The following is a 25,246-nucleotide window of genomic DNA, read 5'->3' as shown; positions in this document are numbered from 1 at the left end:
TTTTTTATCCTTTAGTTAATAGCTGATAGCTGATAACTGATAGCTGACGGCTGACGGCTGAATGCTTTTTCAAATCTGCCAAACTCTAGGAATACAATTACCACGATTTAACAACGATATTCGTAAATTTTGCCAAATATTTGTAAACCAATTTCTTGCTTCCGATGTAGAATTACCACGATATCGACACAAAAATCCATGTTCTAAACGAGTTACTCCAGCATCAGAGTTATTGATAGAGTTGTGAATAATTAAAGAACGTGCTTGTTGAATAATTTCCTGTGATATGGGAATCCCAACGCACACAAAACTACCAATAACGGGTTTTCCTGCTAAACCGTGGGGACTGTGAAATATTTCTTCCCTACCGGGTAAATATTGTCTATCAATCCACAATGGTTGATTATTTTGCCATATTTCTATGTGCGATCGCATCTCTCCCTGTACAAATTTTTCTCCTCTCGCACTTCTACCAAATCTCGTAATTTCCCACCCTAAAAAACTACTTCCTGTAGCTAATTTTACTCGCAAATCCTGGCGATAAACTGCACCATTAAATAAAATTGTTTCTTGGGGTAAATATTCTAAACAAGCACCAGCATCAACTTGAATATTTACAGTTTGTTGTGCTTGTAACCCATTACTACGATATATTTTAGCAGCAGTAGCAGTAGTTATTAATACTTGTGTATCTTCTTGCAAGTGAATTTGGGAAGATAGGCGATCGCCCCCCACCACACCTCCAGCAGTATGTAAAATCACACTATGACATATTTTTTCACCCTCTGGATAAAAAGGACGTTGAATTTTTAAAGGTGCTTGGTTGTGGTTATAAATTAATTGTGTAGAATCTTGGCGTTTAGCATAGACTAAATGAAGTTTACCATGCCAACTTTTATTTATTGGGGTATCTATTTGGGTGTTAGGAGTCATTTATAAATAGAGCAATTTTTACTTGTTAATTTTCTACAATTTTAGGCAACAATATAATTATATACCCCTAATGTATCCATCTACCAAAAACTATGACAGCGAAAGTAATCAGTGTTTGCAACCTCAAAGGTGGAGTTGGCAAAACTACCATCGTCATGGCCTTAGCAGAATATTTAGCCGGCGATACCATGTATGGTAAACGGGTACTCGCTATTGACTTAGATCCCCAGAGTAACCTCACTAGCGCCTTGATGTCAGAAGAAGATTGGGAATGGCAATATAATCAAAAAGGATTGACTTTACCCTTTCTTTTAAAAAATGCTGATTATTTTTTAGAAAATGGAAATAATGAAAAATTCATAGTCAAAGAAGAAGTTTCCAATCTCAGAAATAAAAACTCTTTTAATTGTTTACATTTAATTCCTAGCAGTCCGCGATTATTTGAAGTTCAGGAATATTTACCAGCCAATGCAGTAGCAATTTTACATAATATTCTCAATCCTTTACTAGAAAAATATGATTACGTTTTAATAGATTGTCCACCCAGCATTAATAATGTCATCAAAAGTGCTTTTTTTGCCAGTGATTTTTGTTTAATTCCTTGTGTACCCAGCCGGATGTCAATTCACGGTTTAGAACTTTTATTAGAACAAATTGAACAATTCAAGAAAGATTACGACCATAAAATTAGTCCCATTGGCACTTTAATTTCCCGTTATAACGGCACTGTTTCCCAAACGCATAACTTAAATTTTATTATTGTTAATCCCTTCTTTCCCCCAACCTTTGCCACAAGAATACCAGAAAGATCAAAAATAGCTGAAGGTTTGGATTTTAATCATCAATTAACCTATAAACAAAAATATGGTGATGCCCATGAAGTCATGATAGAATTAGCTAAAGAATTTATGAACAGAGTCGATAATAGTGTGATGTATACACCACTCATGGCTAGTTTATTGTAGGTACAGGCGATAAGATCCCCGACTTCTGAGATAAATTTATCATTTATGGACACAATAAATAACAGAAGTCGAGAATCTGGATCTAATTAACTTAGATACTACCTACACTACTAAATCATATAAAACATAATTGATTATTAAGTTTTTTTTAGATATATTTACGGATTTACAAAATTTATCCGTTGCATATTAAACTTATGTTACAGCAGTTTTCATGTCTTTAGACCACAGTCAGGGCGAAGCATTCGGATGATAGTCTTAGGTAAAAACCGATAATTAATTGTCCGAATGCTTCACCCCTACATTGTTGACGCGAAACCTAAATCAAAATGTGGTTTATTTACCTGAAAATATCTGTAATGTGTAATCATTAAAACAAATCCGATAACTGCATTATGCTAAAAATCATCAATACTAGCAACTTATCTTCGATCACAGATACAGTTTCCCACGGTTGGGAAAATACAAAAAACTTCGTCACAGACACAACAGGAAAAACAGTTAATACACTGACAGAAGTTACCAATAAATCATTAAATAGTTTTTCAGAAACAGGAGAAAAAACCAGTCAATCTTTAACTGAAACCTTCCAAGGTGCAACAAATACAGTTAGTAATTCTACAGGAAAAGTAATTAATAAAATAACTGAAACAGCAACTCAAGCTAAAGATGCGTTAACTACCACTACATCCAGTGTAATTGATAATGTTAATCAGGTAAAAAACCACGCTGTTGATAGTTTTACTGAAAGTGCTAAACAAGCAGGAAATTTAACTAATTCAGTTTCTAGTGCTATAGAAAATGCTATTAATAATTTTTTTAGTCATCAATGGGATACTATGACAACTTGGATTGATAATCATCCTACAATTTCGTGGATAATGAAATTATTAACTTTAGCAGTTAATCATCCTGTTATTACTGCTTTCATGATATTTTTAGGTATTTATATAATCTGGAAAATATTTCAACTATTTAGCAAGATATTGGATCAAGGTTTGTTATTTACCTTGAAAACTCCTCTCAAGTTGATTTATGCAATGTTTTCTTTTGGGTTTAAGAATATCTCTAAATTATTATTTTCTGGGTTCAAATTTAAGAAATCGGAAGATAATAGTTTGATATTGAATAATGCAATTGCTGATAATATCAGTTTAGATACAAAGCAGGAAATAACAAAGTTGTTGATGAGATTAGAAGCTGTGAGAAAAGAAGAAAATGAGATTTTAGAAAATCTGACTGCACTCTTAGCAGACAATAAGTAAGATTTTCTTTCTTAACTAAGAAATTAACCAGTTTTCTAACTGTAAATCATTAACCCTAGTTAAATCAGAATCATGAGAAACTAAAATTAAATTATGAACAATAGCAGTAGCAGCTATCAAAATATCTGCATCCTGAATAATTTTACCCTTATTTGTTAAATCAGCATGAATTTCTGAGGCTTTCTGAAAAATCCTCAAATCATCTAAAAATAAAACAGGATAATCTTGACAAAATTGTGCAAACAAGGCTAATTTTTTAGTGGCATTGCTTCTTAAAAGTCCTCTTTGTACTTCATAGTAAGTTATACCACTAATAGCAATCAATTCACCTCGACGACGCATTTCTGTAATTTTTAATGCGACGTGTAAATTTTGCTTGAGTGATGCAGAAACAATATTAGTATCTAATAAATAACCCATTTAACTACCACGCTTTACAGATTCATCAAAAATTTGCATTTGTTCTGGAGTAAAATCATTTAGCATTCCTGAGACTAAATGTAAAGATAAAATACTTTTAATTCGTTTAGTTAATGATTCTTCGGAAATGCTATTTACATCAGGGACAAATGCGGGATCGAAGTTATGATTGATGTTGTCAATCATTTCCTGTCTATTGAGATTTTCTAGGTAAAGAGGATTATTGTCAATCAAGTTGTTAACAATTGCAGTTAATTTTTGATAATTGGATTGTTGGTTAATACTTTGAGTCATGGGTTATGCTCCTGAAAAGTATATGGTTGTTGGATAGGCTAGATTATTATTATAGCATAGATAAACTGTTTTGTAGTATCCGCTTAAATGTGGTGATTATTTATATTCAATTATAATATTTTTCTGATTAATTACATTTATTAAAATATTGAATTATAAAAATAAGGATAATTGCTGAGGTTGTAATACTTCATTATTTATAATTCTAGATTGTATCAAAGAGGTTTCTAAATTAATGCTATGCTCGACTGTGTTGAATAAATAATTACTGGTTACAAAACTCTGAAGACGAGATTTTGCAGCATGATAATATTCATTATTTATTTCCGCACTATAACAACGACGCTTATTTTTTAAAGAAATAATAGCACTAGGGCAAAGACCACCAAATGGTTCCCACACTACATCATTTTCATTGCTAGATGCAGTAATAATATTTTCAATCAAACTGAGAGGTTTTTGATTGCTATGAAGAGTTTTACCATCTAATTTTATTCTTTCATCACCACTAACTTGAGGTTCTGACCAAACATTAGTAACTGCATGAATATGATTCCAAGTTGATCGCATTTTTGACCATTGTTGTGCTGTAACAGGAGTTTTTCCATCTATAGAAAAGTACGGTCTATTTGTGGGTTTTCCATACTTATTAGCATAAGCCACAATTTGTTCCATTTTATCTGGAGGTGGAAAATACCAAAGATGACATTTTGTGAAATACTTTCTTGTTGCTGCGTTCTTCACTCCACAAGCTTCATTAGTTTTATTAAGTGGTAGTCCAGAGCGTTCCCACTCATAACGTAGCCACTCTTGTAAAGTTAAATATTTGCCATCAATTGTAGATAGTTTTACATGACGGACGTATTGAACACAAGCCTCTGTCACCACAGGAAAACGTCTGATAGTTTTACTATTAACATTGCCGGCAATATGTCCGATCCCCTTATCCCAGACATGGAAGGAACGATACAACCAACCGTGTTTCTCTAGTAGTGGATGAACAGTAGCCCAACCAATTTCACTGCACCAAAACCATAAAGTTGTTTCTGGAAGTGCGTATTTTGACCAAGCTTCAATATGAGGTGCGTACCAAGCTTGTAAATCATTTGTATTAATAGGATCGCCTGGAAATAAGCCTAGTCCATAAGCTCCATCAGATACTATCACTGTTGGGGAAAGCCAACTGACATAGCGAGAGAGAGCATCGGCCATCTCAATATGTACACCGTCGATTACAGTTGTAGGTATCGACATAGAAATTCCACCACATTCAGATAATCCATCATACTGAAATTTGTTTTTTCCATCCATTGTCCCTATTCTATCTCAGAATATTCTATTTTGGACTATTCTAAAATAGACTATATACTCACTTTTAGGTGAGTTAAATGACAAAAACAATATTTACCCAAGAGTATCACTTGTTTTTACGTTATCTACGTGACTGTAGAAAACAAGCTGGATTAAGTCAAGAGCAGTTAGCAGAGCGATTAAATCAAACTCAATCATTTATTAGTAAATGTGAAAGAGGAGATAGACGTATAGATGTAATAGAACTAAGGGCATTTTGTTTAGCATTAGAAATTCCCTTTGAGGAATTTATTAGCCAGTTAGAAAAAATTATCTCTAGTCAAGGTCAGTAATTATTATGAATAATACAAATCCCCCAAGTCAACAACCACCTGATAACACTTGGGAATATTTTGAATTATGGACAAAAATTAATGAATTAATTAGGACTTTACCCAACTTTTTCCAATCTCAAATAGTAGTAAAAGGTATAAATGCTACTGATGTATATGCCGTAGGTTCTTTATTTTCTAGTGCGATTGAATCTAGCCTAGTAGAAGGACTAAATAAAATGAGGAATATTTGGGACCCGGAAAACAAATATCTCAGCTTTGCTTTTAAACGTCAATCTCAAACATTCCCAGATGTACTTTTAGTTGATGCAATCAATAATGATAAAATTATATTTGGGATTGAACTTAAAGCCTGGTATGCCTTATCAAAGGAAGAAGAACCGAGTTTTAGGTTTAAGATTGATCCAGATGCTTGTGCTAAAGCAGATTTATTAGTAGTTTTTCCTTGGATATTATCAGATGTAATAGCAGGTCAACCTGTTTTGCTACCACCGTTTGTAGAATTAGCTAAATATGCAGCAGAAGCAAGAAACTATTATTGGCAACAGTCAAGAATTGCTGATGGTAAAAATGCCAATATAAACCGCCCTGCTCAACAATTTAGAAAACCTTATCCTGCTGCTAAAAAAGATGCCTCTGATAATGCTGAAGATGATAAGGGCAATAATTTTGGTCGCGTTGCTAGAGCAGGGCAAGGAAGCATTTTAGAAAATTATTTAGATGAAATTCTCAATTTGTATTATTTGGGAATAAAAATAAAACATTGGTTGAGAATATTCAAGTCAATTGCTGAAGGAAGAGATGATAAAAAAATAGAAGCTTCTCTAGATAGGGTTTTGAATGAGGTTAAGGGAGATATTAAGGAACAAGATTTATAACTACATTATGAAGCTTTTTAAATATTAGTTGTAAATTTTTATTCCTAGAAATCTCGCATCACATCATGATGTGATACCCGATGATAAGATGATGTCAAAACCTATATATTTCTTATGAATCAATGAGTAGAAAACTTAACGCCGTAATTCCTGATGAAACCTGGCAAGCATTAGAAGAAATTGCCCAACAAGAACAAAGAACCAAAAGCCAAATGGCCGCGATTTTACTAGGGGAAGCACTAGCTAACCGTCAACAACAACAGCAAAAAACATCATAAGTATACTCTTGTAATATTAGCCAATGGTAAAACTCTTGGCTATTTTAAACAAAATCCTCCCTCTGCCTCCTCTGTGTCTCTGTGGTTCGATTTCCAAAAAATAGCCGATTCTTGAGGTAATGACTCTATTATTGTTATTAGTGGTTAAGTAGATTAAGTAATTTTACTTAATAAAAGTATAACTTAATTTATATAGTTGAGAATAATTACTGTTGTTTGTAAGAGAAATAACTTGTTAATTTTTTATTAAGTTTATTTACAACAATCAAACTATGACTACAGTAGCAGTTGCAGATATTAGAAAGTTTCGTAATCAATTTTCTAATAATCCCAAAGCTTTGGATGCTCTAAAAGTTCTTGAATCCTGTGGAGGCGACTTAAAAGCAGCAATTAGAGAATTAGCTAATCGTTTTGGTGAAGATCCAAATATAGTTTTAAATTTAGTTGATCAGCAATGTCAAGAATGGATTTGTGAAAATAAGTTTATACGAATGGCTTTGCCACAAACTTTAGGACTCATTTCCAATTACTTCGCACAGTCACACTTATCTGATATCTTGTCAGCAGAACTAGCAATTATTGTTACTATTTATGTAGACTTAGGCTTAGGAGCTTATTGTGAGCGTTAAATAACCGTTGATCTTTTATTGCGTGAACAATACTCCAATACTCTGGGGCAATAATTATTGCCTCACTTCCTGATAAAGTTATTTCTAATCAAATTCTTTTCATTGATAGAACAAATAGTGAATAACATATTTTAAATGCTTGAAATTTATTGATATTTGAAATTACTTTTGGTTTTCTTGATAACGTTCAATAGCTTGTTTTAATTTAGGATTAATTTCTGGTGAATTGTCTATAGCTGAAACAACTATTTGCCAATCTTGTGCAGAAAGATTAACTTCTTCAGTGATGAAAATGTTCTCAATTTTTTGAGATTCATGGAGAGCAATATTTAATAAATATTCATTAATACTAATACCTCTCAGCAGTGCTATTTTTTCCAGCTTTTCTTTATCTTCTTTAGTAACTTCTATAGAAATTAGCTCTTTGGGATCAGAAGATTCAACTTGGGTACTCATAGTAGGATTTTACTAAGTTACTAATAATTATATTACAGCAGTTTTCATTTATTCATACCACACGTATTTTTAATTTCTCTTCTCTGCGTCCTCTGCGCCTCTGCGTGACATAAAAAAAATAGCCGCCCCCCAACGGAAGCGGCCATCATTCAAACTAACAAAAGACCTTAGTAATCGAAATCTCCGCCACCCATACCAGCACCAGCAGCAGGAGCAGCATCTTTAGGTTCTGGTTTGTCAACAATGATACATTCAGTTGTTAACACCATACCAGCGATAGAAGCAGCGTTTTGCAAAGCAGAACGAGTTACCTTAGCGGGATCAACAATACCAGCCTCCAACATATCAACAAATTCGTTGGTAGAAGCGTTGAAACCAATGTTGAAATCTTTTTCTTTCACTCTTTCAGCTATTACAGCACCGTTTTGACCAGCGTTTTCTGCAATTCTTTTCAGAGGAGCAGGTAAAGCACGAACGACGATTAAAGCACCAGTCAACTCTTCATTTTTGAGGTTGCTGTTAGCCCAAGTTTCCAACTGAGGAGCGAGGTGAGCTAAGGTTGTACCACCACCGGGAACAATACCTTCTTCTACAGCAGCTTTGGTTGCGTTGATAGCATCTTCCAAACGCAGCTTCTTGTCTTTCATTTCGGTTTCGGTAGCTGCACCAACTTTCACAACAGCTACACCACCGGATAATTTAGCCAAACGCTCTTGCAGTTTTTCCTTGTCGTAGGAAGATTCGGTTTCATCCATCTGACGACGGATTTGTTCGCAACGAGCTTTAACACCAGCTTCGTTACCTTCAGCCACAATGGTGGTGCTGTCTTTGGTGATGGTGATGCGGCGAGCTTTACCTAAGCCATCTAGCTTGGTGCTTTCTAACTTCAGACCAGCATCTTCAGTGATGACTTGACCACCAGTGAGAACTGCGATATCTTCTAACATCGCTTTCCGGCGATCGCCAAAACCAGGAGCTTTTACAGCAGCTACGTTCAGCACACCACGTAAACGGTTAACAACCAAAGTAGCTAAAGCTTCTTTTTCAATATCTTCAGCGATAATAACCAGGGGCTTACCTTGACGTGCAACTTGCTCAAGTACAGGTACTAAATCTTGTACCAAAGCAATTTTCTTATCGGTGAGCAGGATGTAAGGATCATCAAAAATCGCTTCCATCCGTTCTGCATCGGTAGCGAAGTAAGGGGAAATATAACCCTTATCAAAACGCATACCTTCGGTAATTTCCAATTCGGTGGTCATGGACTTTCCTTCTTCCAAGGAAATTACACCTTCTTTACCCACCTTATCCATAGCTTGGGCGATCATGCTGCCGACTTCATCATCGTTACCAGCAGAGATAGCACCAACTTGAGCGATCGCCTTAGAATCTTCTACAGGACGAGCGTGTTCAGCAATTCTTTCTACTAAAAACGCAGTAGCTTTATCAATACCGCGTTTCAACAGAATTGCGTTAGCGCCAGCAGCTACGTTCCGTAAACCTTCTTTAACAATTGCATGAGCCAAAACGGTAGCGGTGGTTGTACCATCACCAGCAGCGTCATTGGTCTTAGAAGCAGCTTGGCGAATCAAAGAAACGCCAGTATTTTCAATATGGTCTTCTAATTCAATTTCTTTAGCGATGGTAACACCATCATTGACGATTTGAGGAGCGCCAAATTTCTTCTCTAAAACTACGTTACGACCTTTGGGTCCAAGGGTGACAGCAACAGCTTCAGCCAGAATATCAATACCACGCTCAAGGGCGCGACGGGCGTTTTCGTTGTAAATAATGCGCTTTGCCATAATCTGTGTAATTCTGGTGTGTAATTCTGGAATTGGTTATTTGTTGGTTGTCAATTTTCTGTTTTCAGTTCTGAAGTGGGGTGTGATTTTATATCAATCCAAAATCCAAAATCCAAAATCCAAAATCTAAAATCTAAAATTCAAATTTTGACTTTTGACTTTTGACTTTTGAATTGTTTGACCCCTCATCACTCAATTAGCTGACTACTGCTAGAATGTCTTTCTCAGAAAGTAGTACATATTCATCAGTGCCGAGCTTCACGTCTGTGCCAGCGTACTTGGAGTACAGCACTTTATCACCGACTTTAATTTCCAATTCTTGACGGCTACCGTCATCATTCCGCTTGCCTGGTCCAAGGGCTACCACTTCACCTACTTGGGGTTTTTCCTTAGCGGTGTCGGGCAAATATAGACCACCTGCGGTCTTTTCTTCAGCGGCGGTCACTTTTACAAAAACGCGATCGCCTAAAGGTTTAACTGTAGATACGCTTAGAGATACGGCTGCCATAAATTTTTTCTCCAGAGTTAGCACTCTCAACTCCTGAGTGCTAATCTACCGAAAAACAGCAACAAATGGCAACAATCTTTTCTGTACGGGTTTCCGAACTGGGGACTGGTGACTGGTGACTGGTGACTGGTGACTGGTGACTGGTGACTGGTGACTGGTGACTGGTGACTGGTGACTGGTGACTGGTGACTGGTGACTGGGTAATCAATTTTATGTTTCCCAATCAACTGTCAACTATCAACTGTCAACTATCAACTATCACCAATCACCAATCACAGAGCATAAATACCTAATTGTTTTAGTTGTCGGGTTCTGTTGCGTAGGTAGTGAATATTTTTATATGGACAACTTTATTTCCAAACCTGGGAAATTGTTATAGAACTGTAAACAGGGAGCCGCTGAATGAGTAACAATACAGTAAGTCAACACCGCCATCCAAACAGTCATCCAATCCCCAGAACTACTAAAGCTGTGGAACTTCAAGCCCTAAGTAATATGTGGACGCGCTAAGATTGGCTTTCTTTTCCCTCCACAGGTTTCTGCTGGTTCTTACCAAACAGATACTCCGGGCTAAAAACCTCCTAGCTATGTCATCTGGGAATGCTGGAAACTGTGACTCAAAGTGTGGACATCTCAACCATCGTGTGAGATTCTTCCTATTTGCATCTTCTAAACCTCAACCAACCGCTTGCGTATTTGTTGTTCTAGATAGATAATGGGAGTTTACCCAGATGCGGTTTGGTATTACACAAATTAATTGATTTATAGTCATATATAGGCTATAACAGGCATAAATAAAACATTTTTACGCCTTCATAGTCAATGATATAAATCAATAGTTTTGGGGAAATTCCAGAAAATGACACCCTAGCTCTGGTAACACACTTAGCACAAGTCCAAGCCTTTTTTTATTTCACTGTCAAAATTAATTGAGGGAGATAATCAAACAATTAGGCAGGTGATGTAAATTAAGTAGTCCCGACAGCTATTAACCAAGGGATAGAGGGTATGTAGTTCACCCTGTGAGGTAAAACCTCACAAAATAAAACCTGAGATATTTGTCAATGGTTTTATGAACTATATTCAAAAAACCGGAAGTTATTGAGCGGATGATCCCAAAACACTTAATTGGCATCTATGGAAATGTAAGCATAAGCCTTTTTCAACCATTTTTTGCCAGGAACTTCCTTAGTTTCTTGTGAACCTCTAGAGGCTTAACATTCAAAACAGGATATAGCAGAGCAACAGTTAACAAATGAAAGTGCGGGTGAGTTGTCAGTTAGGGTGATCTTCAGCTAAATACTGAACCTGTCAACCAGACGGATTATGATTTAATCAGGTTTTTTAGCCCGCTGCTTTCAAAAGAATATATAATAGCGCATTATAAATACTATTGCTCTCCGTATCCTTACTAGACTTTTGCCATTAAGTTACTAGTAGTATGTTAAGAGTGCCTACCACTTTCACAACCACAAACAACCAAGGCAAGTTAAGTGGGAAAAACAGTACGTGCGGCCAGCGCGGAATTTACGCCTGTGGACAAGAACCCGGCGACGGGCTTGGTGGAAGCAGGAAGCAAACAACAAAATGTTCCAGGTTCTAGGGTGTATTTGCTTATGCCCCTGCCATGAACAATTTTTGTCAGGTTTGTTTTGCACAACATCTCACATAATCCACCAAAGAGGATAACTATTCAAGACCTTGATGGATTGAAGCGCGACAAGTGCCACTGCTATGAAAGAGTCCAGCATGAAAGATCACAAACGACTTCTATTAATTGATGATGACCCTAACCTCATCTTGCTGGTGAAGGATTACTTAGAATTCCGGGGCTACGAAGTCATCACGGTTGAAAATGGACGGCAAGCTCTGGAAATATTAGACCATGATGTTCCAGACATGATCATCTGTGACGTGATGATGCCAGAAATGGACGGGTACACTTTTGTGGAACAAGTCCGGCAAACTGAACGCACTAGCTGGATACCTGTTCTCTTCCTGTCCGCTAAGGGGCAAAGTGCAGACCGAGTTAAAGGTCTGAATAAAGGTGCTGACGTATATATGGTCAAGCCCTTTGAAGCAGAAGAACTCGTAGCACAAGTAGAATCTTCACTCAAGCAAACTATCCGTTGGAAAGAACATCAAACTAAGGGAGGGGAAAACGGTTCTCGTATCCAGGTTCCCTTTGATGTCCAGTTAACTCCCACAGAACTGAAAGTGGTTCAGTTTGTGGCTAGGGGTTTAGCTAACCGGGAAATCGCTGAAGAACTAAATGTTAGTCAGCGTACAGTTGAAAGCCATGTTTCCAATATGTTGGGCAAAACCAATCTCCACAACCGTACTGAACTAGCACGGTGGGCGATTGAAAATCAAATGGCTTAAATGTTCCACTGATTTGGTGAAGGTTTGAGTTTTGAGTTAAAAAATCATAACTCAAAGCTCAAATCCTTTATTTGATCTTGACTTTAGTTTGATAGCCAGTAAAAAACATGACATGAATTGTGAAGCATACAGATTTTTCAATTCCAACTTCATAATTCATGTTTTATGATACTTTCCTCAATTGCTATCTTCCAACCCAGATATCACCTAAAATTATTTATACAGGCTAATTATAGGGACTGGTGACTGGTGACTGGTGACTGGGGACTGGTGACTGGTGACTGGGGAAGAAAATTTTAGATTTTAGATTTTAGATTTTAGATTTTAGATTTTAGATTTTAGATTTTAGATTGAAGTTAACAAAAACGGTTCTTCAGTACATAGTATGCTAAAATATTAGAATAAAAATTCTAAACCAGATGAAGAAGAACAGCAAAATTATTGATACAGTTGACTTATGGGACTAAGTTGTAGTTGAATGTAAGTGAGAATGTTGAAAGTTGGGTAAATTTACAGTTATGAATAGAAAACCGGGAATTAAAATCTTAACATAGCTTCTAAATATAGAGGATATCAAAGTAATTTCACATCGTCAACACGAAGGGATAGGAATAATTTTACAAGTTGAAGCGATTAAAAAAGAAAGTATATGTCCTCGTTGTGGAACAAAAAGTCAGAGATTACATCAGAATCATAGATATATAGTAAAAGACTTACCCTGGGGAGAAAAGCCAGTATATTTAGAAATTAATAAACGACAATTTAAATGTGAAAGAAATTATTGCCTATTTTGATAATCGTACAACTAGCGGTGTTGTTGAGGGTATTAACAACAAACTCAAGTTGATTAAACGTTCTGCTTATGGATTTAGAAATTTTGATAATTTCCGATTAAGATGTTTGCTTACTTGGAAGTTTAAATATTAGTTTAGCATACTATGTACTGATGAACCCGAATTTTTGTAGAGCATATCATCAGAATTATTAAAATATTTCGCATAGCATCATCAAGATTTCGTCTTCATAAAGATACTTATGAAAAAGTAATATTGACGATTTGTGGATTGGTGAGGTTACGAATTGATTCTCTAGTTTTATCAAATTTATGATATGTGTTAAAAGTATGCAGATCATGAAATAACCATCGGCATTTTTTCCGGGCTATACTAACAGTAACTATCTCTAGCCCTCATGATTACGTCAAGTCTGGCTGAAATGAGAACATCCTCAAAGCCATACACAGACTGCCTTTTTAATTTTCGGACAGGTCTATTGCAGATCAATCAGGTAAAAATTTTGATCAAAAAGCCTTGCACCAAAAGGGTTTTACTGCTGACCGCTGACCGCTGACCAATGAAAGCTGCTGTAAATAAAATACTCAACTTCTGTGAAAAGTCGAGTATCTGGATATTGCTACTAATTGTTTTGTAAATATTCAATGGCAGCATCTAATTTTGATGGGTATGCTTCCGCAAACCTTTCAAACCAAAGTCCTTCAGATGAGAAGGGATCTAATTTAGATAACCATGCTTGAGCTTGCTTCTGCAAATTCTCAAGTTGTTGAGCTTTAAGTTGTACTTGACGAATTTTTTCCTGTTCTAATTCTTGCTGTTTTCTCAATTCTTCAGCCGCATCTTGTTCAGCAAAATCAGCTTTGACATCTGCTAATAAGTTATCTATTAAAGCATCGGACTTAGAAGCAGAATTCATCAAGGGTTTGGCTGTAGTTACTGTTGGCTTTTGTGGCTGCTGTGGTTGAGGTTTTTCCCCTTTGTATTCAGCCTGAATTTCCGCTAATAACTGATCAATGGAGTCCATTGTAAACACTCCTCATTATGAGTTTAGCTAGTCAGTGATGGCATTAAGTAGCACTTCTGATAAACTCATATCTTCCATATCTTCCATTGTTACTGTATCACAAATATCAAATTTTGCCCCAGCACTTTGCAGTTCATCATCTAAAACTTTCAAAAAGCGAGTAGCCTGGGCATCAGTACCAACTTGAATAAAGGAAATTGCTAATTCTTCATCTCGATCAAGTCGGCGCGATGCTTCGATAATAACTTTCATTACCGCCTTACGATCATCAGGTTCACCATCAGTTACAACTAAAATTGTCTCGCCATTTTCTTTCGTTTGCCCGCTAGATTTACGCTGAAAATAATCATCAGTAGCGTGTTTCAATACACCTGCTAAATCAGTTGTCCCGGCTGGATCATTTTCCCGAAAAATTTGTGCTACTTTACTAGAGGTAACATTATCATAACGTTTGAATCTACCGGAAAATAAATAAACAGTTATGCCATCAGGGTCAAATTGTTCGCATTTACTAGCTAATGCAAAAGTAGATTCTTGTGCTGCTACCCATCTGGTTCGTCCACCTTTTTGATCTGGGGTGGCCATGCTACCGCTTTTGTCTATAATTAAAGTGTAATCACGATTGTCTAACATTTTTCCATTCTCCATTTATCATTAGTCAATTCAGCCAGCCTAAGACACTAAATATTTAGTCACCTATGGCATTGATTAAAACATCCGTGAGGCTCATTTCTCCTAAATCTTCCAAGGTGATAGTATCGCAAATATCAAATTTAGCCCCAACAGTTGTTAATTCATCATCTATAGCTTTGAGAAATTTTGTAGCTTGAGAATTTTCACCTACTTGAATCATGGAAATTCCTAATTCTTTCTCTTGTTCCATTTGGTAAGTAGCTTTGATGATGATTTCAAATATTGCTTGTCTATTGCCTGGTATCCCATCAGTTATCACTAAGATTGTTTCCCCATTAGGCTTAGTTTTACCAGTTGCTTTACGTTGAAAGTAGTTATTAAGGGCATCTTGAAGTACACCTACTAAATTAGTTGTATCCGCAGGTTGATTTTCTGCAAAAATTTGGGCTACTTTCTCAGCGGTAACATTATCAAAGCGTTGAAATTTGCGGGCAAATAAATAAATGGTGATACCATCTGAATCAAATTCTTCACACTTGCGAGCAAGAGCAAAAGTTGATTCTTGTAAAGCTAACCATTTGGTTTTGTTGGTGTACCCTAATCCCAATGGCTTTCCCATACTGGCACTATTGTCTATCAGCAGTGTGTAATCACGATTTTCTAACATTGATAATTCTCCAGTGATCCAGCTATTAAAGTAGCTCTTAAAGTTGAGTTGATGGTTTTGAGTCAGGAGTCGGGAGGTAGGAGGCAGCTATGCTGGAGTTTTTTTATTTTGGATTTTGGATTTTGGATTTTGGATTGTTTTTGTCAACTCCAATCTAAAATCTAAAATCTAAAATCTAAAATTTTTCTCCCTATTCCCTATTCCCTATTCCCTAGCTTCACGACAAGACTTTTTCACTAAACCCTAATTAGTCAGTGATGGCATTCATCAACACATCTGCCAAACTCATTTCTTCTAAGTCATCTAAAGTCACGGTGTCACAAATATCAAATTTAGCGCCTACACCTTGCAACTGATCATCTAGTGCTTTGAGAAATTTTGTCGCTTGAGCATCTGAGCCGACTTGAATCATGGAAATTCCTAATTCTTCATCTCGCTCCATTTGCCTAGTGGCGCTAATGATGACTTCAAATACGCCTTTGCGATCATCAGGTTCACCATCAGTTACCACTAAAATTGTTTCTCCATTGGGTTTAGTTTGCCCTGAAGCTTTACGCTGAAAATAATTATTGAGGGCATCTTGTAATACACCTGCTAAGTTGGTTGTACCCGCAGGGTCATTTTCTTGAAATATTTGAGCAACTTTGGCGGAAGTGACATTTTCATAACGTTTAAATCGCCCAGAAAAGACATAAACTGTAATCCCATCGGGATCAAATTGTTCTGCTTTTCTAGCTAAAGCGAGGGTAGACTCTTGGGCAATCTCCCATCTACTTCTACCACCAACTTGGTCAGGAGTTGACATACTGCCACTTTTATCAATGATTAGGGTATAGTCGCGATCGCTCATCATAAATACCTCTAATGATTTTTCGGTTTCTATTTTAACTCTTAGGTCAGACGATGATATCTAGATGTAGAGGTATTGTAATAATCATTTAAACTATTCTCATCTATAAACAACCGTTTTCTGCGGTAAAATCCCTAAATAAGTCAATATTGCAGCATAGGTAAATGTCGAGCTTTCAAGTTAATTCACTCAGATCAGGAGAACAACTATGACTATTACCAATGTCACAGAAGCAACATTCAAACAGGAAGTGTTGGATAGTGAGACTCCGGTTTTAGTGGATTTTTGGGCCCCTTGGTGTGGACCTTGTAGAATGTTGTCTCCTGTTGTTGAAGAAGTAGCCGCTGAATATGAAGGACAGGTGAAAGTGGTGAAAGTGAACACAGATCAAAATCCCACAGTTGCTAGTCATTATGGTATTCGTAGCATCCCCACTATCATGGTATTTAAGGGGGGTAGGCAAGTTGATACAGTGGTCGGTGCGGTTCCCAAAACTACTTTAACTAAAACTCTAGCACAGTATATTACCGTATAGTCATTACCTTTGATCAGTTATAGCAAAAGTCAGGAGAATGGCTAACGCCACGCTTACTTCGACTGCGCTCAGTACAAGTCGCTATCAAGAAGTCAGGAACAGGTAAAAGATGTGATTAGGACTAAAGATGATGCCAAGATTGCGATCGCTGTCTTGGTAAATATAGGTTATGCGTAAGTATTCAGCTATAGGAATCTTGCATACCCAGATCCCCGACTTCTTTAAGAAATTGGGGATCTTTTTGAAAGTAAAGTCATGTTTGATCATTGTTTCTGGACAGACAATACCCAATACCTCCAGATTCGATTTAATCATATCTGTAATAATTACACAATTGAGTGGTACAACTGATAACCACGAGATTAAATATCTAATTGCGGCATAGCGAGCGATAATAAGGTTAAAAAAAATCGGTAATAGGAAATTTTCAAAATATGAGCGGTAAATTAATTGTATTTGAAGGTGTGGAAGGTTCTGGTAAAACTACTCAGATGCAACTGTGTAGTCAGTGGCTAGAAACTCTAAGTGTATTAGTTATTCTGACTCGTGAACCAGGGGGAACAAAGTTAGGGAAACATTTACGACAGCTATTGCTGGAAAAATCAGAGGATAAACCTGTGGGTGAGGTTACGGAATTATTATTATACGCTGCTGATCGGGCGCAACACATCGAGCAGGAAATTAAGCCAAATTTAGCAGCAGGAAAATATATTTTATGCGATCGCTATACTGACTCTACTATTGCCTACCAAGGTTATGGTAGGGGTTTAAGTATGAGTTTAATTAATCAATTAAATTATATTGCTACAGGTGGTTTACAAAGTGATGTAACTATCTGGTTAGATGTGGATGTGGAATTAGGACTTTCTCGTAAACGTGGTCAAAGTAAATTAGATAGAATTGAACAGGAAACAATAGATTTTCATCGTCGTGTACAGCAAGGATATACTGAATTAGCTGCTAATTATCCTTCTCGAATTTTTCGAGTTGATGGTAGTTTAAATCAAGAATTGGTGCATGAAAATATCAAGGAAATTTTAATTCGTAATTCTGTGATATCCGAAACTCCCTGAAAATAATTAGTGAAGATTTTTTGTATCGAACCTCAGAGACACAGAAGACGCAGAGGAATTAGATTTTTTCTGGGTTTTATGATCATTGCTTTTGATTATTATTAATTAATGATTTTTTATTTCTCTGTTATCCTGACTCATGACCCCTTATAAATAATGTTTGAAGAACTAATTGGACAACAACAAGCAATAGATTTATTAACATCTTCTGTTAAACAAAACAGAGTCGCACCAGCTTATTTATTTGTTGGTGCTGATGGTGTGGGTAGAAGTTTAGCCGCTAAATGTTTTATTGAATTATTATTTTCTAGTTCTGTAAAACCTGAACAATTATCTATTTTAAAAAATCGTATTCGTCAAGGAAACCACCCCGCTTTATTTTGGGTAGAACCAACTTATCAATATCAAGGACAAAGGTTAACAGCAGCAGAAGCAGCAGAAAAAGGAGTAAAACGCAAAGCACCTCCAGTTATTCGTTTAGAACAAATTAGAGAAATTACCCAATTTTTATCCCGTCCACCTTTGGAAGCGCCCAGAAATGTGGTAGTTTTAGAACAAGCAGAAACAATGGCTGAATCTGCTGCTAATGCTTTACTGAAAACTTTGGAAGAACCAGGACAAGCGACTTTAATTTTAATCGCTCCTTCTCCTGATGCAATTTTACCAACTTTGGTTTCTCGCTGTCAAAAAATCCCTTTTTATAGATTAGATACTGCTGCTGTTGCTCAAGTTTTAACACAAACAGGAAATGGGGGGATTTTACAACATCCAGAAATTTTAAGTATAGCTGCTGGTAGTCCAGGAAGTGCAATTTTAGCTTACCAACAACTACAAACAATTAATAGTGAATTACTCCAAGAAGTAAAAAAAACACCTAAATCTTATCGTCATGCGTTAGAACTAGCGAAGAAAATTGATAAAGAATTAGACACAGAAGCACAATTATGGTTAATAGATTATCTGCAACAATTTTACTGGCAACAAATACATAAACCTGGCATTATTGAACAATTAGAAAAAACTCGCAAGAATTTATTATCTTATGCTCAACCCCGGTTAGTTTGGGAATGTACATTTTTAGCAATATTGCAAATTCGGTAATGGGTAATGGGTAATGGGTAATGGGTAATGGGTAATGGGTAATGAGTAATATCTAATTTAGAATAATTCTTAATTACAGCCAATTAACCATACAGACAGTTTGTTGACATACCATAAATTACATAAAATTCTGTTATTAAAAAAACAAAGTAATAATTATTAAATGTACACTACTAGACATCAAAATCTTTTCTTTGTATTTCATAATATCTACAGAAAGCAAGGATATTCAGATTATCATATTCCCCTTCTTGCTCTCTACCTTTGCTCTCTACTCATTCTAAAAGTTTAACTTTTAGTTTTTTTTGACAATTAATAAAAATTTACGTAACCTAAACCAATAGGTCTAGAGTATCGAACTTGTAGGGGCGAAGCATTCGGGTGATAACCTATCGCTGAAACCAGTTCATATTCCGTCCGAATGCTTCGCCCTTACGATTAATGAATCGGTGTTCTAGTAAATCAAAGCCTGAACAGCAACTTAACAGCAATTGAATTTAGCTACATCAAAAATTGCTGTTACAGACTGTTTTTATGAGTATATGAATTGACTTCACATCCTTTGCTAAAAATTGCTGACAAATTAGCTGTTAATCAATACAAAAATGACACCATATTAACAGAATAATATCACAGAAATATTCTAAAAAATATGAGTAGTCGTGATTAATAGTAGTAACTTTGATGAATTATTGAAGTTTGTCCAAGGAGTATTCTATAAATCTAGGAGAAGTTGATGATTGAGTATTTAACGTCGTTGAACGACCACAATTTACCATATCCAGATCCACTGCATCCCATCGTGGTTCACTTTGTAATTGCCATGATCTTATTTGCAGTTTTCTGTGATTTAATTGGCTTTTTAACTGGCAAAACTCGGTTTTATGAAGTGGGTTGGTGGAATTTATTTGTAGCTACCGTATCCATATTTATAGCCATTATTTTTGGACAGTATGAAGCAGGTTTAGCCAAACCTTACAACATCGTCAAATCAGTATTAAATTACCATACCTTAATCGGTTGGTCACTATCAGGAATTTTAGCAGCCATCACAGCTTGGCGTTATGTACTTCGCAGTCGTGATCCCCAAAGATTGCCAATTCATTATTTAGCAGTTTGTTTACTTTTAACCATACTTGTTGGTTTTCAAGTATATCTTGGTGATGAATTAGTGTGGGTTTATGGAATACATACAGTACCCGTTGTGGAAGCCGTAAAGGATGGAATATTACCATGAATTCAGAATTAATTGATCAAGTCAGCGCCCAAATGGGAGCAAACGGACTACCTTACACAATTCCTATTCATCCTAACCTAGTTCACCTCACATTAGGATTGTTCATTATTGGGGTAATTTTTGATTTAGTTGCTGTACTTTTCCCCATAGAACAATGGTTATTTAAATCATTGGGTTTAGCTGTAGAACGCGCCCAATTATTTGAAGTTGGTTGGTACAACATGGTAGCGGCTTCTGTGATCACATTTTTCACAGTTGCTGCTGGTTTTTATGAAATGTTGTTAGCAACTCCCCCAGTACACTTAAAAAGTTCCTGGGGTTTGCAAGCAATGTCCACGATGATGTGGCATGGTGTGGGCGGTGTTTTTCTCTTAGCTTTAATGGTAGGAATGACATTTTGGCGGGGATGGCAACGTTACATTACTTGCAAAGACTCCGATATGCAAGTGCGTTGGAGTTATATTTTTGCCGGAGTTTTCATCATGGCCTTAATGTATCTTCACGGCACATTAGGAGCGCAGTTAGCAGCCGAATTTGGTGTACATAATACTGCGGATAACTTGTTAAGAATGGGACAAGACATTAATCAGGTACTAGGTAATTAATTCGTAATTTGTAATTTGTAATTCGTAATTTTCAGATGCCAATTAATTACCAATTACCAATTACTAATTACCAATTACCAATCACCAATTACCAATTACCAATTACCAACAAATGACCATGAACACTCGGTTGATTTTAAATCTTTTCCTAGTGATGGCGGGGGGTTTTGTCATCACAATTGCCAGTATTTTCATCGGTAAACAAGCCTATTCTTGGCTTCCCCCCCAAGCTGCGGCTGAATCACATTTGATTGATGATTTGTTTAGCTTTTTAGTGACAATTGGGGCTTTTATTTTCTTAGGTGTCACTGCCGCTATTTTGTATTCTGTTCTTTTTCATCGTGCCAAAAGTTATGACTTTAGTGATGGTCCACATATTGAAGGAAATATCACTTTAGAAGTTGTCTGGACTGCTATTCCCATCATGTTGGTATTGTGGATAGCAAGTTACAGTTATGAAGTGTATGAAAACATGGGGATTCAAGGACCTTCCCAATTATTACATTTACATAACCCCTTACCTGTGCAAATTGCCCATGCAGAAGTGCAAGAAACACCAGGAGAAATTGTTAGCGAACCCTTAGAAAAAATTGACGTAATTGCTAAACAATGGGCGTGGGTGTTCAGTTATCCTGAACAGGGAATTACAAGTACAGAATTACATTTACCAAGCGATCGCCGTGTACGTTTAGCCCTACAATCAGAAGACGTACTCCACGGTTTGTATATTCCCGCATTTCGCGTTAAACAAGACATCGTTCCCGGTAAAACCATCGACTTTGAATTTACCCCCATTCGCCCCGGTAAATATAGCCTCACCGACTCCCAATATAGCGGTACATACTTTGCAACCATGCAAGCAAACGTGATAGTAGAAAACCCAGAAGAATATCACGATTGGTTGAAAAAAGCCGCCAGTCATAATCCCACAGTTGCACCAAACCAAGCCGCTACCGAATACGCCCAAAATCACAATCAAAATGTACAAAACGGTTGGGAAACTGTTAAACCTGCTGCACCTCCAGTAGTTAATTTTGCAGGTTAATTAATTCTTTCTTCCTTTGCGCCTTTGCTTCTTTCTTCACTTTGCGCGAAACCTTCTTTTTGTCTGAATCAGGATGTCCAGGATTTAAGGATTAACAGGATTATGATGAAATCCAAAATCCAAAATCTAAAATCTAAAATCTAAAATCCAAAATCCCATGACAAACATATCACTTAATCTTGGTGGTGAATCACATCATCACTCAACGCCAACTCACTGGAAAACCTATTTCACTTTCAGCACAGACCACAAAGTAATCGGTATTCAATACCTTGTTACTTCTTTTATTTTCTTCCTTGTCGGTGGCATTTTTGCGATGATTTTACGGGGCGAACTTGTCACCCCTGAATCTGATTTAATTGATCGTACAGTTTATAACGGAATGTTCACAATGCACGGAACAGTAATGCTGTTTCTGTGGACATTTCCCTCTCTTGTTGGTTTAGCAAACTATCTCGTACCTATCATGATCGGGGCGCGAGATATGGCATTTCCTCGCCTCAATGCTGCCGCTTTTTGGATGGTCCCAGTAGTGGGAATTTTACTCATGTCCAGCTTTTTTGTCCCTGGTGGACCAGCCCAAGCTGGTTGGTGGGCTTATCCTCCCGTGAGTTTACAAAACCCCACAGGACATTTAATAAATGGTCAAGTTCTCTGGTTATTAGCGGTAGCTGTTTCCGGTGTTTCTTCTATTATGGGTGCGGTGAATTTTGTCACCACCATTGTGAAAATGCGTGCGCCAGGAATGGGCTTTTTTAAAATGCCCTTGTTTGTCTGGGCAGTATTTAGCGCCCAAATTATTCAATTATTTGGACTTCCTGCTTTAACTGCTGGTGCGGTAATGTTGCTGTTTGACTTAACAATGGGAACAGCATTTTTTGACCCCAGCAAAGGTGGAAACCCGGTAATGTTTCAACATTATTTCTGGTTTTATTCCCACCCTGCGGTTTATGTAATTATTCTGCCAATCTTCGGAATTTTCTCAGAAATTTTCCCTGTTTATTCCCGTAAACCATTATTTGGTTATAAAGTAGTTGCCATTTCTTCGATGTTAATTGCTGTGGTCAGTGCCATTGTGTGGGTACACCATATGTATGTGAGTGGAACACCTGGTTGGATGCGGTTACTATTCATGGTTACGACCATGTTTGTATCTGTTCCCACAGGAATTAAAGTATTTGCTTGGGTGGCGACAATTTGGGGTGGAAAAATCAAATTAAATACACCAATGTTATTTGCATTAGGTGGTTTAATTATGTTCGTTTTTGCTGGAATTACAGGAATTATGCTTTCCTCTGTACCAGTAGACGTTCACGTTAATAACACCTATTTTGTAGTTGGACATTTCCATTATGTTCTGTACGGAACAGTAACAATGGGAATGTATGCAGCCCTCTATCATTGGTTTCCCAAAATGACCGGCAGAATGTATAACGAAGGTTGGGGAAAAATACATTTTTGGTTAGCATTTATCGGTACAAACTTAAACTTTTTACCCATGCACCCATTAGGTTTGCAAGGGATGTTACGCCGAGTTGCTTCCTACGCACCAGAATATACATTTTGGAATGTTCTCGCTAGTTTAGGCGCGTTCCTATTAGGAATGTCCACCTTACCCTTCATTTTCAACATCTTAGTTTCTTGGTTACAAGGTGAAAAAGCACCTGATAACCCTTGGCGGGCAATTGGTTTAGAATGGCTCATTTCTTCACCTCCATCTGTAGAGAACTTTGAAGAAATTCCCATCATTATTAGTGAACCCTACGGTTACGGAAAATCAGAACCATTAACAGCCAACCTAGAACCCCAAACCATAAAAACAGCCGAATAAAAACAATACAGTTCAGTTAAGTATTAAACAATTTTTTCTCTTACCTCTGCGTTCTCTGCGCCTCTGCGTGAGATAAAAAAATCAAACTTAACTGAACAGTATTGCCAAAACAAAAGGAGAACATTACCAATGGATAGTTCAATCAAAACGCCACAAATACATCATGCAGCCCATGAACATGGACACGACGAAGAAGGCAGTAAAATGTTTGGTTTTATTGTCTTTCTTCTATCAGAAAGTGTCATCTTTTTAAGTTTCTTTGCTGGTTATATCATCTACAAAACTACAAACCCTAATTGGCTTCCTGCTGGTGTTGAAGGATTAGAAATAGTCGCCCCAACAATTAACACTATTATCCTAGTTTCTAGCAGCTTTGTAATTTACTTGGCTGAGAGATGTTTACAACAACATAACCTAGCAGGATTTCGCATCTATTTGTTAGCTACAATGGCAATGGGTAGCTACTTTTTATATGGTCAATATGTGGAATGGAGTCAATTAGAATTTGGCTTTACTTCCGGTACTTATGGCGGGATGTTTTACCTATTAACTGGGTTTCACGGTTTGCACGTTTTCACCGGGATTTTGTTACAGTCTATGATTTTGATTCGTTCTTTTATTCCCGGTAACTACGATAATGGTCACTTTGGTGTTAATTCAACTTCGTTGTTTTGGCACTTTGTTGATGTTATCTGGATTATTTTGTTTATCCTTATTTACGTTTGGCAGTAGGGATTTTAAGACGCATAAAGCAATAAATTTTGTAGGGGTTTAGCAATACTAAACCCCTACCCATATATTTGTATCATGATTCCGAAATCATCTATTTGGGAAAATAGCGATAAATATCTTTCCGATGTAAAACTCTTTCAAAAATTAATATTTCACCATCAAAAATAACACCCAGACGATAATCACCTATACGAATCCGATAAGCATTATCATATCCCTGAAGTCTTTTAATATTTGTGATTTCTTCAAAACTCGATATTTCGATTATTTCTTCAAAAGCAAACTTCTTGATAGACTCATAGTAAGGTGTACTTTTTAGTGCTTTTAAATCTTTAATAAAACTGGGTAGATACTGGATATTCACTCTTGTTCCAATTCCGCTAAAGCTTCATCTAAATTTAATGGTGTCTCATTTTCTACTTCTTTCATAGCTAGAATCAGTCCTTCATCTTCGAGTGCTTCTAGCAACCGTAGATATTCCTGAAAATCCATGACTACTTTTCTGATATTACCTTGAATATCAGTAATCAATTCTTGGGCAAATGGATATTTATCAGCTTGCATTTTAGTGATATAGGATTACTATCTACATTTAATTTAGCATATTTATATCAGGCTATGCTTAATGTCCTCTTACTTTTGTTCTTAAAAAGTATGAGTATA

Annotated in this window: 31 protein-coding genes and 1 pseudogene; 18 read left to right on the top strand and 14 right to left on the bottom strand. The window is 36.6% G+C overall.

The features are described from left to right. Nucleotides 1–69: 69 nt before the first annotated feature. Nucleotides 70–933, bottom strand: coding sequence for an urease accessory protein UreD (locus H6F45_RS02960; RefSeq protein ID WP_190346410.1), 864 nt, complete (start codon nucleotides 931–933; stop codon nucleotides 70–72). A 92-nt stretch (nucleotides 934–1,025) separates the two neighbouring features. Between H6F45_RS02960 and H6F45_RS02955 the strand changes: the two genes are divergently transcribed. After that, complete coding sequence (locus H6F45_RS02955; protein ID WP_190346409.1) at nucleotides 1,026–1,898, top strand: ParA family protein; 873 nt, start codon at nucleotides 1,026–1,028, stop codon at nucleotides 1,896–1,898. Nucleotides 1,899–2,293: 395 nt separating this feature from the next. Next, complete coding sequence (locus H6F45_RS02950) at nucleotides 2,294–3,163, top strand: hypothetical protein (protein ID WP_190346408.1); 870 nt, start codon at nucleotides 2,294–2,296, stop codon at nucleotides 3,161–3,163. 15 nt (nucleotides 3,164–3,178) lie between these two features. Here the strand turns inward: H6F45_RS02950 and H6F45_RS02945 are convergent, their stop codons facing one another. From H6F45_RS02945 to H6F45_RS02935, 3 genes are all read right to left on the bottom strand, one after another. Next, complete coding sequence (locus tag H6F45_RS02945; RefSeq protein WP_096565137.1) at nucleotides 3,179–3,583, bottom strand: type II toxin-antitoxin system VapC family toxin; 405 nt, start codon at nucleotides 3,581–3,583, stop codon at nucleotides 3,179–3,181. Continuing rightward, the gene (locus H6F45_RS02940) at nucleotides 3,584–3,877 is read right to left on the bottom strand and encodes a hypothetical protein (RefSeq protein WP_096565139.1); all 294 of its coding nucleotides are present in this window, start codon (nucleotides 3,875–3,877) and stop codon (nucleotides 3,584–3,586) included. 153 nt (nucleotides 3,878–4,030) lie between these two features. Beyond that, on the bottom strand, nucleotides 4,031–5,188 hold the full coding sequence (locus H6F45_RS02935; RefSeq protein ID WP_199301741.1) for a DNA methyltransferase: 1,158 nt from the start codon (nucleotides 5,186–5,188) through the stop codon (nucleotides 4,031–4,033). Between the two features lie 77 nt (nucleotides 5,189–5,265). Here H6F45_RS02935 and H6F45_RS02930 point away from each other — a divergent pair, with 77 nt between their 5' ends. The 4 genes from H6F45_RS02930 to H6F45_RS02915 all read left to right on the top strand — a co-directional run bounded on the left by H6F45_RS02930 (nucleotide 5,266) and on the right by H6F45_RS02915 (nucleotide 7,305). Next, nucleotides 5,266–5,520 (top strand): helix-turn-helix transcriptional regulator, encoded by a 255-nt coding sequence (locus tag H6F45_RS02930; RefSeq protein ID WP_137669128.1) that lies wholly within the window; start codon nucleotides 5,266–5,268, stop codon nucleotides 5,518–5,520. Between the two features lie 5 nt (nucleotides 5,521–5,525). Beyond that, the gene (locus tag H6F45_RS02925; RefSeq protein WP_190346407.1) at nucleotides 5,526–6,398 is read left to right on the top strand and encodes a hypothetical protein; all 873 of its coding nucleotides are present in this window, start codon (nucleotides 5,526–5,528) and stop codon (nucleotides 6,396–6,398) included. Between the two features lie 122 nt (nucleotides 6,399–6,520). Next, the gene (locus H6F45_RS02920) at nucleotides 6,521–6,676 is read left to right on the top strand and encodes a hypothetical protein (protein WP_190346406.1); all 156 of its coding nucleotides are present in this window, start codon (nucleotides 6,521–6,523) and stop codon (nucleotides 6,674–6,676) included. A gap of 272 nt (nucleotides 6,677–6,948) precedes the next feature. After that, the gene (locus tag H6F45_RS02915; RefSeq protein WP_190346405.1) at nucleotides 6,949–7,305 is read left to right on the top strand and encodes a hypothetical protein; all 357 of its coding nucleotides are present in this window, start codon (nucleotides 6,949–6,951) and stop codon (nucleotides 7,303–7,305) included. A gap of 162 nt (nucleotides 7,306–7,467) precedes the next feature. Here H6F45_RS02915 and H6F45_RS02910 read toward each other — a convergent pair whose 3' ends face one another. From H6F45_RS02910 to H6F45_RS02895, 4 genes are all read right to left on the bottom strand, one after another. Next, nucleotides 7,468–7,761, bottom strand: a complete 294-nt coding sequence (locus tag H6F45_RS02910) for a DUF1778 domain-containing protein (protein ID WP_137669131.1) — start codon at nucleotides 7,759–7,761, stop codon at nucleotides 7,468–7,470. 167 nt (nucleotides 7,762–7,928) lie between these two features. Then, complete coding sequence (gene groL / locus H6F45_RS02905) at nucleotides 7,929–9,566, bottom strand: chaperonin GroEL (protein WP_096565147.1); 1,638 nt, start codon at nucleotides 9,564–9,566, stop codon at nucleotides 7,929–7,931. Between the two features lie 196 nt (nucleotides 9,567–9,762). Beyond that, on the bottom strand, nucleotides 9,763–10,074 hold the full coding sequence (gene groES, locus H6F45_RS02900) for a co-chaperone GroES (RefSeq protein WP_096572532.1): 312 nt from the start codon (nucleotides 10,072–10,074) through the stop codon (nucleotides 9,763–9,765). Nucleotides 10,075–10,114: 40 nt separating this feature from the next. Further along, nucleotides 10,115–10,297, bottom strand: a complete 183-nt coding sequence (locus tag H6F45_RS02895; RefSeq protein ID WP_190346404.1) for a hypothetical protein — start codon at nucleotides 10,295–10,297, stop codon at nucleotides 10,115–10,117. A gap of 1,511 nt (nucleotides 10,298–11,808) precedes the next feature. Here H6F45_RS02895 and H6F45_RS02890 point away from each other — a divergent pair. The 4 genes and pseudogenes from H6F45_RS02890 (at nucleotide 11,809) to H6F45_RS02875 (ending at nucleotide 13,565) form a co-directional block, all read left to right on the top strand. Next, nucleotides 11,809–12,456 carry a response regulator transcription factor gene (locus H6F45_RS02890; RefSeq protein ID WP_096565149.1) on the top strand — a complete coding sequence of 216 codons (648 nt, stop codon included), beginning with the start codon at nucleotides 11,809–11,811 and terminating at the stop codon, nucleotides 12,454–12,456. Between the two features lie 563 nt (nucleotides 12,457–13,019). After that, nucleotides 13,020–13,250, top strand: a complete 231-nt coding sequence (locus H6F45_RS27245) for a transposase family protein (RefSeq protein WP_347237699.1) — start codon at nucleotides 13,020–13,022, stop codon at nucleotides 13,248–13,250. A 10-nt stretch (nucleotides 13,251–13,260) separates the two neighbouring features. Then, nucleotides 13,261–13,383: pseudogene (locus tag H6F45_RS02880) on the top strand (transposase); the annotation flags it as partial. A gap of 29 nt (nucleotides 13,384–13,412) precedes the next feature. Continuing rightward, nucleotides 13,413–13,565 carry a hypothetical protein gene (locus H6F45_RS02875; protein WP_190346464.1) on the top strand — a complete coding sequence of 51 codons (153 nt, stop codon included), beginning with the start codon at nucleotides 13,413–13,415 and terminating at the stop codon, nucleotides 13,563–13,565. 307 nt (nucleotides 13,566–13,872) lie between these two features. Here H6F45_RS02875 and H6F45_RS02870 read toward each other — a convergent pair whose 3' ends face one another. The 4 genes from H6F45_RS02870 to H6F45_RS02855 all read right to left on the bottom strand — a co-directional run bounded on the left by H6F45_RS02870 (nucleotide 13,873) and on the right by H6F45_RS02855 (nucleotide 16,427). Then, the gene (locus tag H6F45_RS02870) at nucleotides 13,873–14,274 is read right to left on the bottom strand and encodes a hypothetical protein (protein ID WP_096565151.1); all 402 of its coding nucleotides are present in this window, start codon (nucleotides 14,272–14,274) and stop codon (nucleotides 13,873–13,875) included. A gap of 27 nt (nucleotides 14,275–14,301) precedes the next feature. Continuing rightward, the gene (locus H6F45_RS02865) at nucleotides 14,302–14,907 is read right to left on the bottom strand and encodes a VWA domain-containing protein (protein ID WP_137667035.1); all 606 of its coding nucleotides are present in this window, start codon (nucleotides 14,905–14,907) and stop codon (nucleotides 14,302–14,304) included. A gap of 55 nt (nucleotides 14,908–14,962) precedes the next feature. Further along, a complete protein-coding gene (locus H6F45_RS02860) occupies nucleotides 14,963–15,574 on the bottom strand; it encodes a VWA domain-containing protein (protein WP_096565153.1) in 612 nt (203 codons plus the stop codon). Between the two features lie 247 nt (nucleotides 15,575–15,821). Then, entirely contained in the window at nucleotides 15,822–16,427 is a 606-nt protein-coding gene (locus H6F45_RS02855; protein ID WP_190346403.1) for a VWA domain-containing protein, read from the bottom strand. A gap of 205 nt (nucleotides 16,428–16,632) precedes the next feature. Between H6F45_RS02855 and trxA the strand changes: the two genes are divergently transcribed. The 8 genes from trxA (at nucleotide 16,633) to H6F45_RS02815 (ending at nucleotide 24,583) form a co-directional block, all read left to right on the top strand. Further along, nucleotides 16,633–16,959: a thioredoxin gene (gene trxA, locus H6F45_RS02850; RefSeq protein WP_096565157.1), complete on the top strand. Its 327-nt coding sequence runs from the start codon at nucleotides 16,633–16,635 to the stop codon at nucleotides 16,957–16,959. A 434-nt stretch (nucleotides 16,960–17,393) separates the two neighbouring features. Next, complete coding sequence (tmk, locus tag H6F45_RS02845; protein WP_190346402.1) at nucleotides 17,394–18,032, top strand: dTMP kinase; 639 nt, start codon at nucleotides 17,394–17,396, stop codon at nucleotides 18,030–18,032. Between the two features lie 156 nt (nucleotides 18,033–18,188). Next, nucleotides 18,189–19,133: a DNA polymerase III subunit delta' gene (gene holB / locus H6F45_RS02840; protein WP_096565163.1), complete on the top strand. Its 945-nt coding sequence runs from the start codon at nucleotides 18,189–18,191 to the stop codon at nucleotides 19,131–19,133. Nucleotides 19,134–19,869: 736 nt separating this feature from the next. Further along, the gene (locus tag H6F45_RS02835) at nucleotides 19,870–20,370 is read left to right on the top strand and encodes a DUF2231 domain-containing protein (protein WP_096565165.1); all 501 of its coding nucleotides are present in this window, start codon (nucleotides 19,870–19,872) and stop codon (nucleotides 20,368–20,370) included. Continuing rightward, nucleotides 20,367–20,975, top strand: a complete 609-nt coding sequence (locus tag H6F45_RS02830; RefSeq protein ID WP_137667039.1) for a DUF2231 domain-containing protein — start codon at nucleotides 20,367–20,369, stop codon at nucleotides 20,973–20,975. The genes H6F45_RS02835 and H6F45_RS02830 overlap by 4 nt, the downstream gene beginning before the upstream one ends. 118 nt (nucleotides 20,976–21,093) lie before the next feature. Next, on the top strand, nucleotides 21,094–22,020 hold the full coding sequence (locus tag H6F45_RS02825) for a cytochrome c oxidase subunit II (protein WP_190346401.1): 927 nt from the start codon (nucleotides 21,094–21,096) through the stop codon (nucleotides 22,018–22,020). A 157-nt stretch (nucleotides 22,021–22,177) separates the two neighbouring features. Then, nucleotides 22,178–23,851 (top strand): cytochrome c oxidase subunit I, encoded by a 1,674-nt coding sequence (gene ctaD, locus H6F45_RS02820; RefSeq protein WP_096565169.1) that lies wholly within the window; start codon nucleotides 22,178–22,180, stop codon nucleotides 23,849–23,851. Nucleotides 23,852–23,980: 129 nt separating this feature from the next. Next, nucleotides 23,981–24,583 (top strand): heme-copper oxidase subunit III, encoded by a 603-nt coding sequence (locus tag H6F45_RS02815; RefSeq protein ID WP_137667040.1) that lies wholly within the window; start codon nucleotides 23,981–23,983, stop codon nucleotides 24,581–24,583. Between the two features lie 91 nt (nucleotides 24,584–24,674). Here the strand turns inward: H6F45_RS02815 and H6F45_RS02810 are convergent, their stop codons facing one another. Both H6F45_RS02810 and H6F45_RS02805 read right to left on the bottom strand, forming a co-directional pair. Further along, nucleotides 24,675–24,947, bottom strand: coding sequence for a type II toxin-antitoxin system RelE/ParE family toxin (locus H6F45_RS02810; RefSeq protein ID WP_137667041.1), 273 nt, complete (start codon nucleotides 24,945–24,947; stop codon nucleotides 24,675–24,677). Continuing rightward, the gene (locus H6F45_RS02805; RefSeq protein ID WP_096565175.1) at nucleotides 24,944–25,147 is read right to left on the bottom strand and encodes a hypothetical protein; all 204 of its coding nucleotides are present in this window, start codon (nucleotides 25,145–25,147) and stop codon (nucleotides 24,944–24,946) included. Before H6F45_RS02805 ends, H6F45_RS02810 begins: the two co-directional genes overlap by 4 nt. Nucleotides 25,148–25,246 lie beyond the last annotated feature (99 nt).

The sequence above is a fragment of the Sphaerospermopsis sp. FACHB-1194 genome (assembly GCF_014696235.1).
Lineage (GTDB): Bacteria > Cyanobacteriota > Cyanobacteriia > Cyanobacteriales > Nostocaceae > Sphaerospermopsis > Sphaerospermopsis kisseleviana.
Note: the sequence above shows the minus strand (reverse complement) of the source record. Positions and strands in the feature narration are given on the sequence as shown.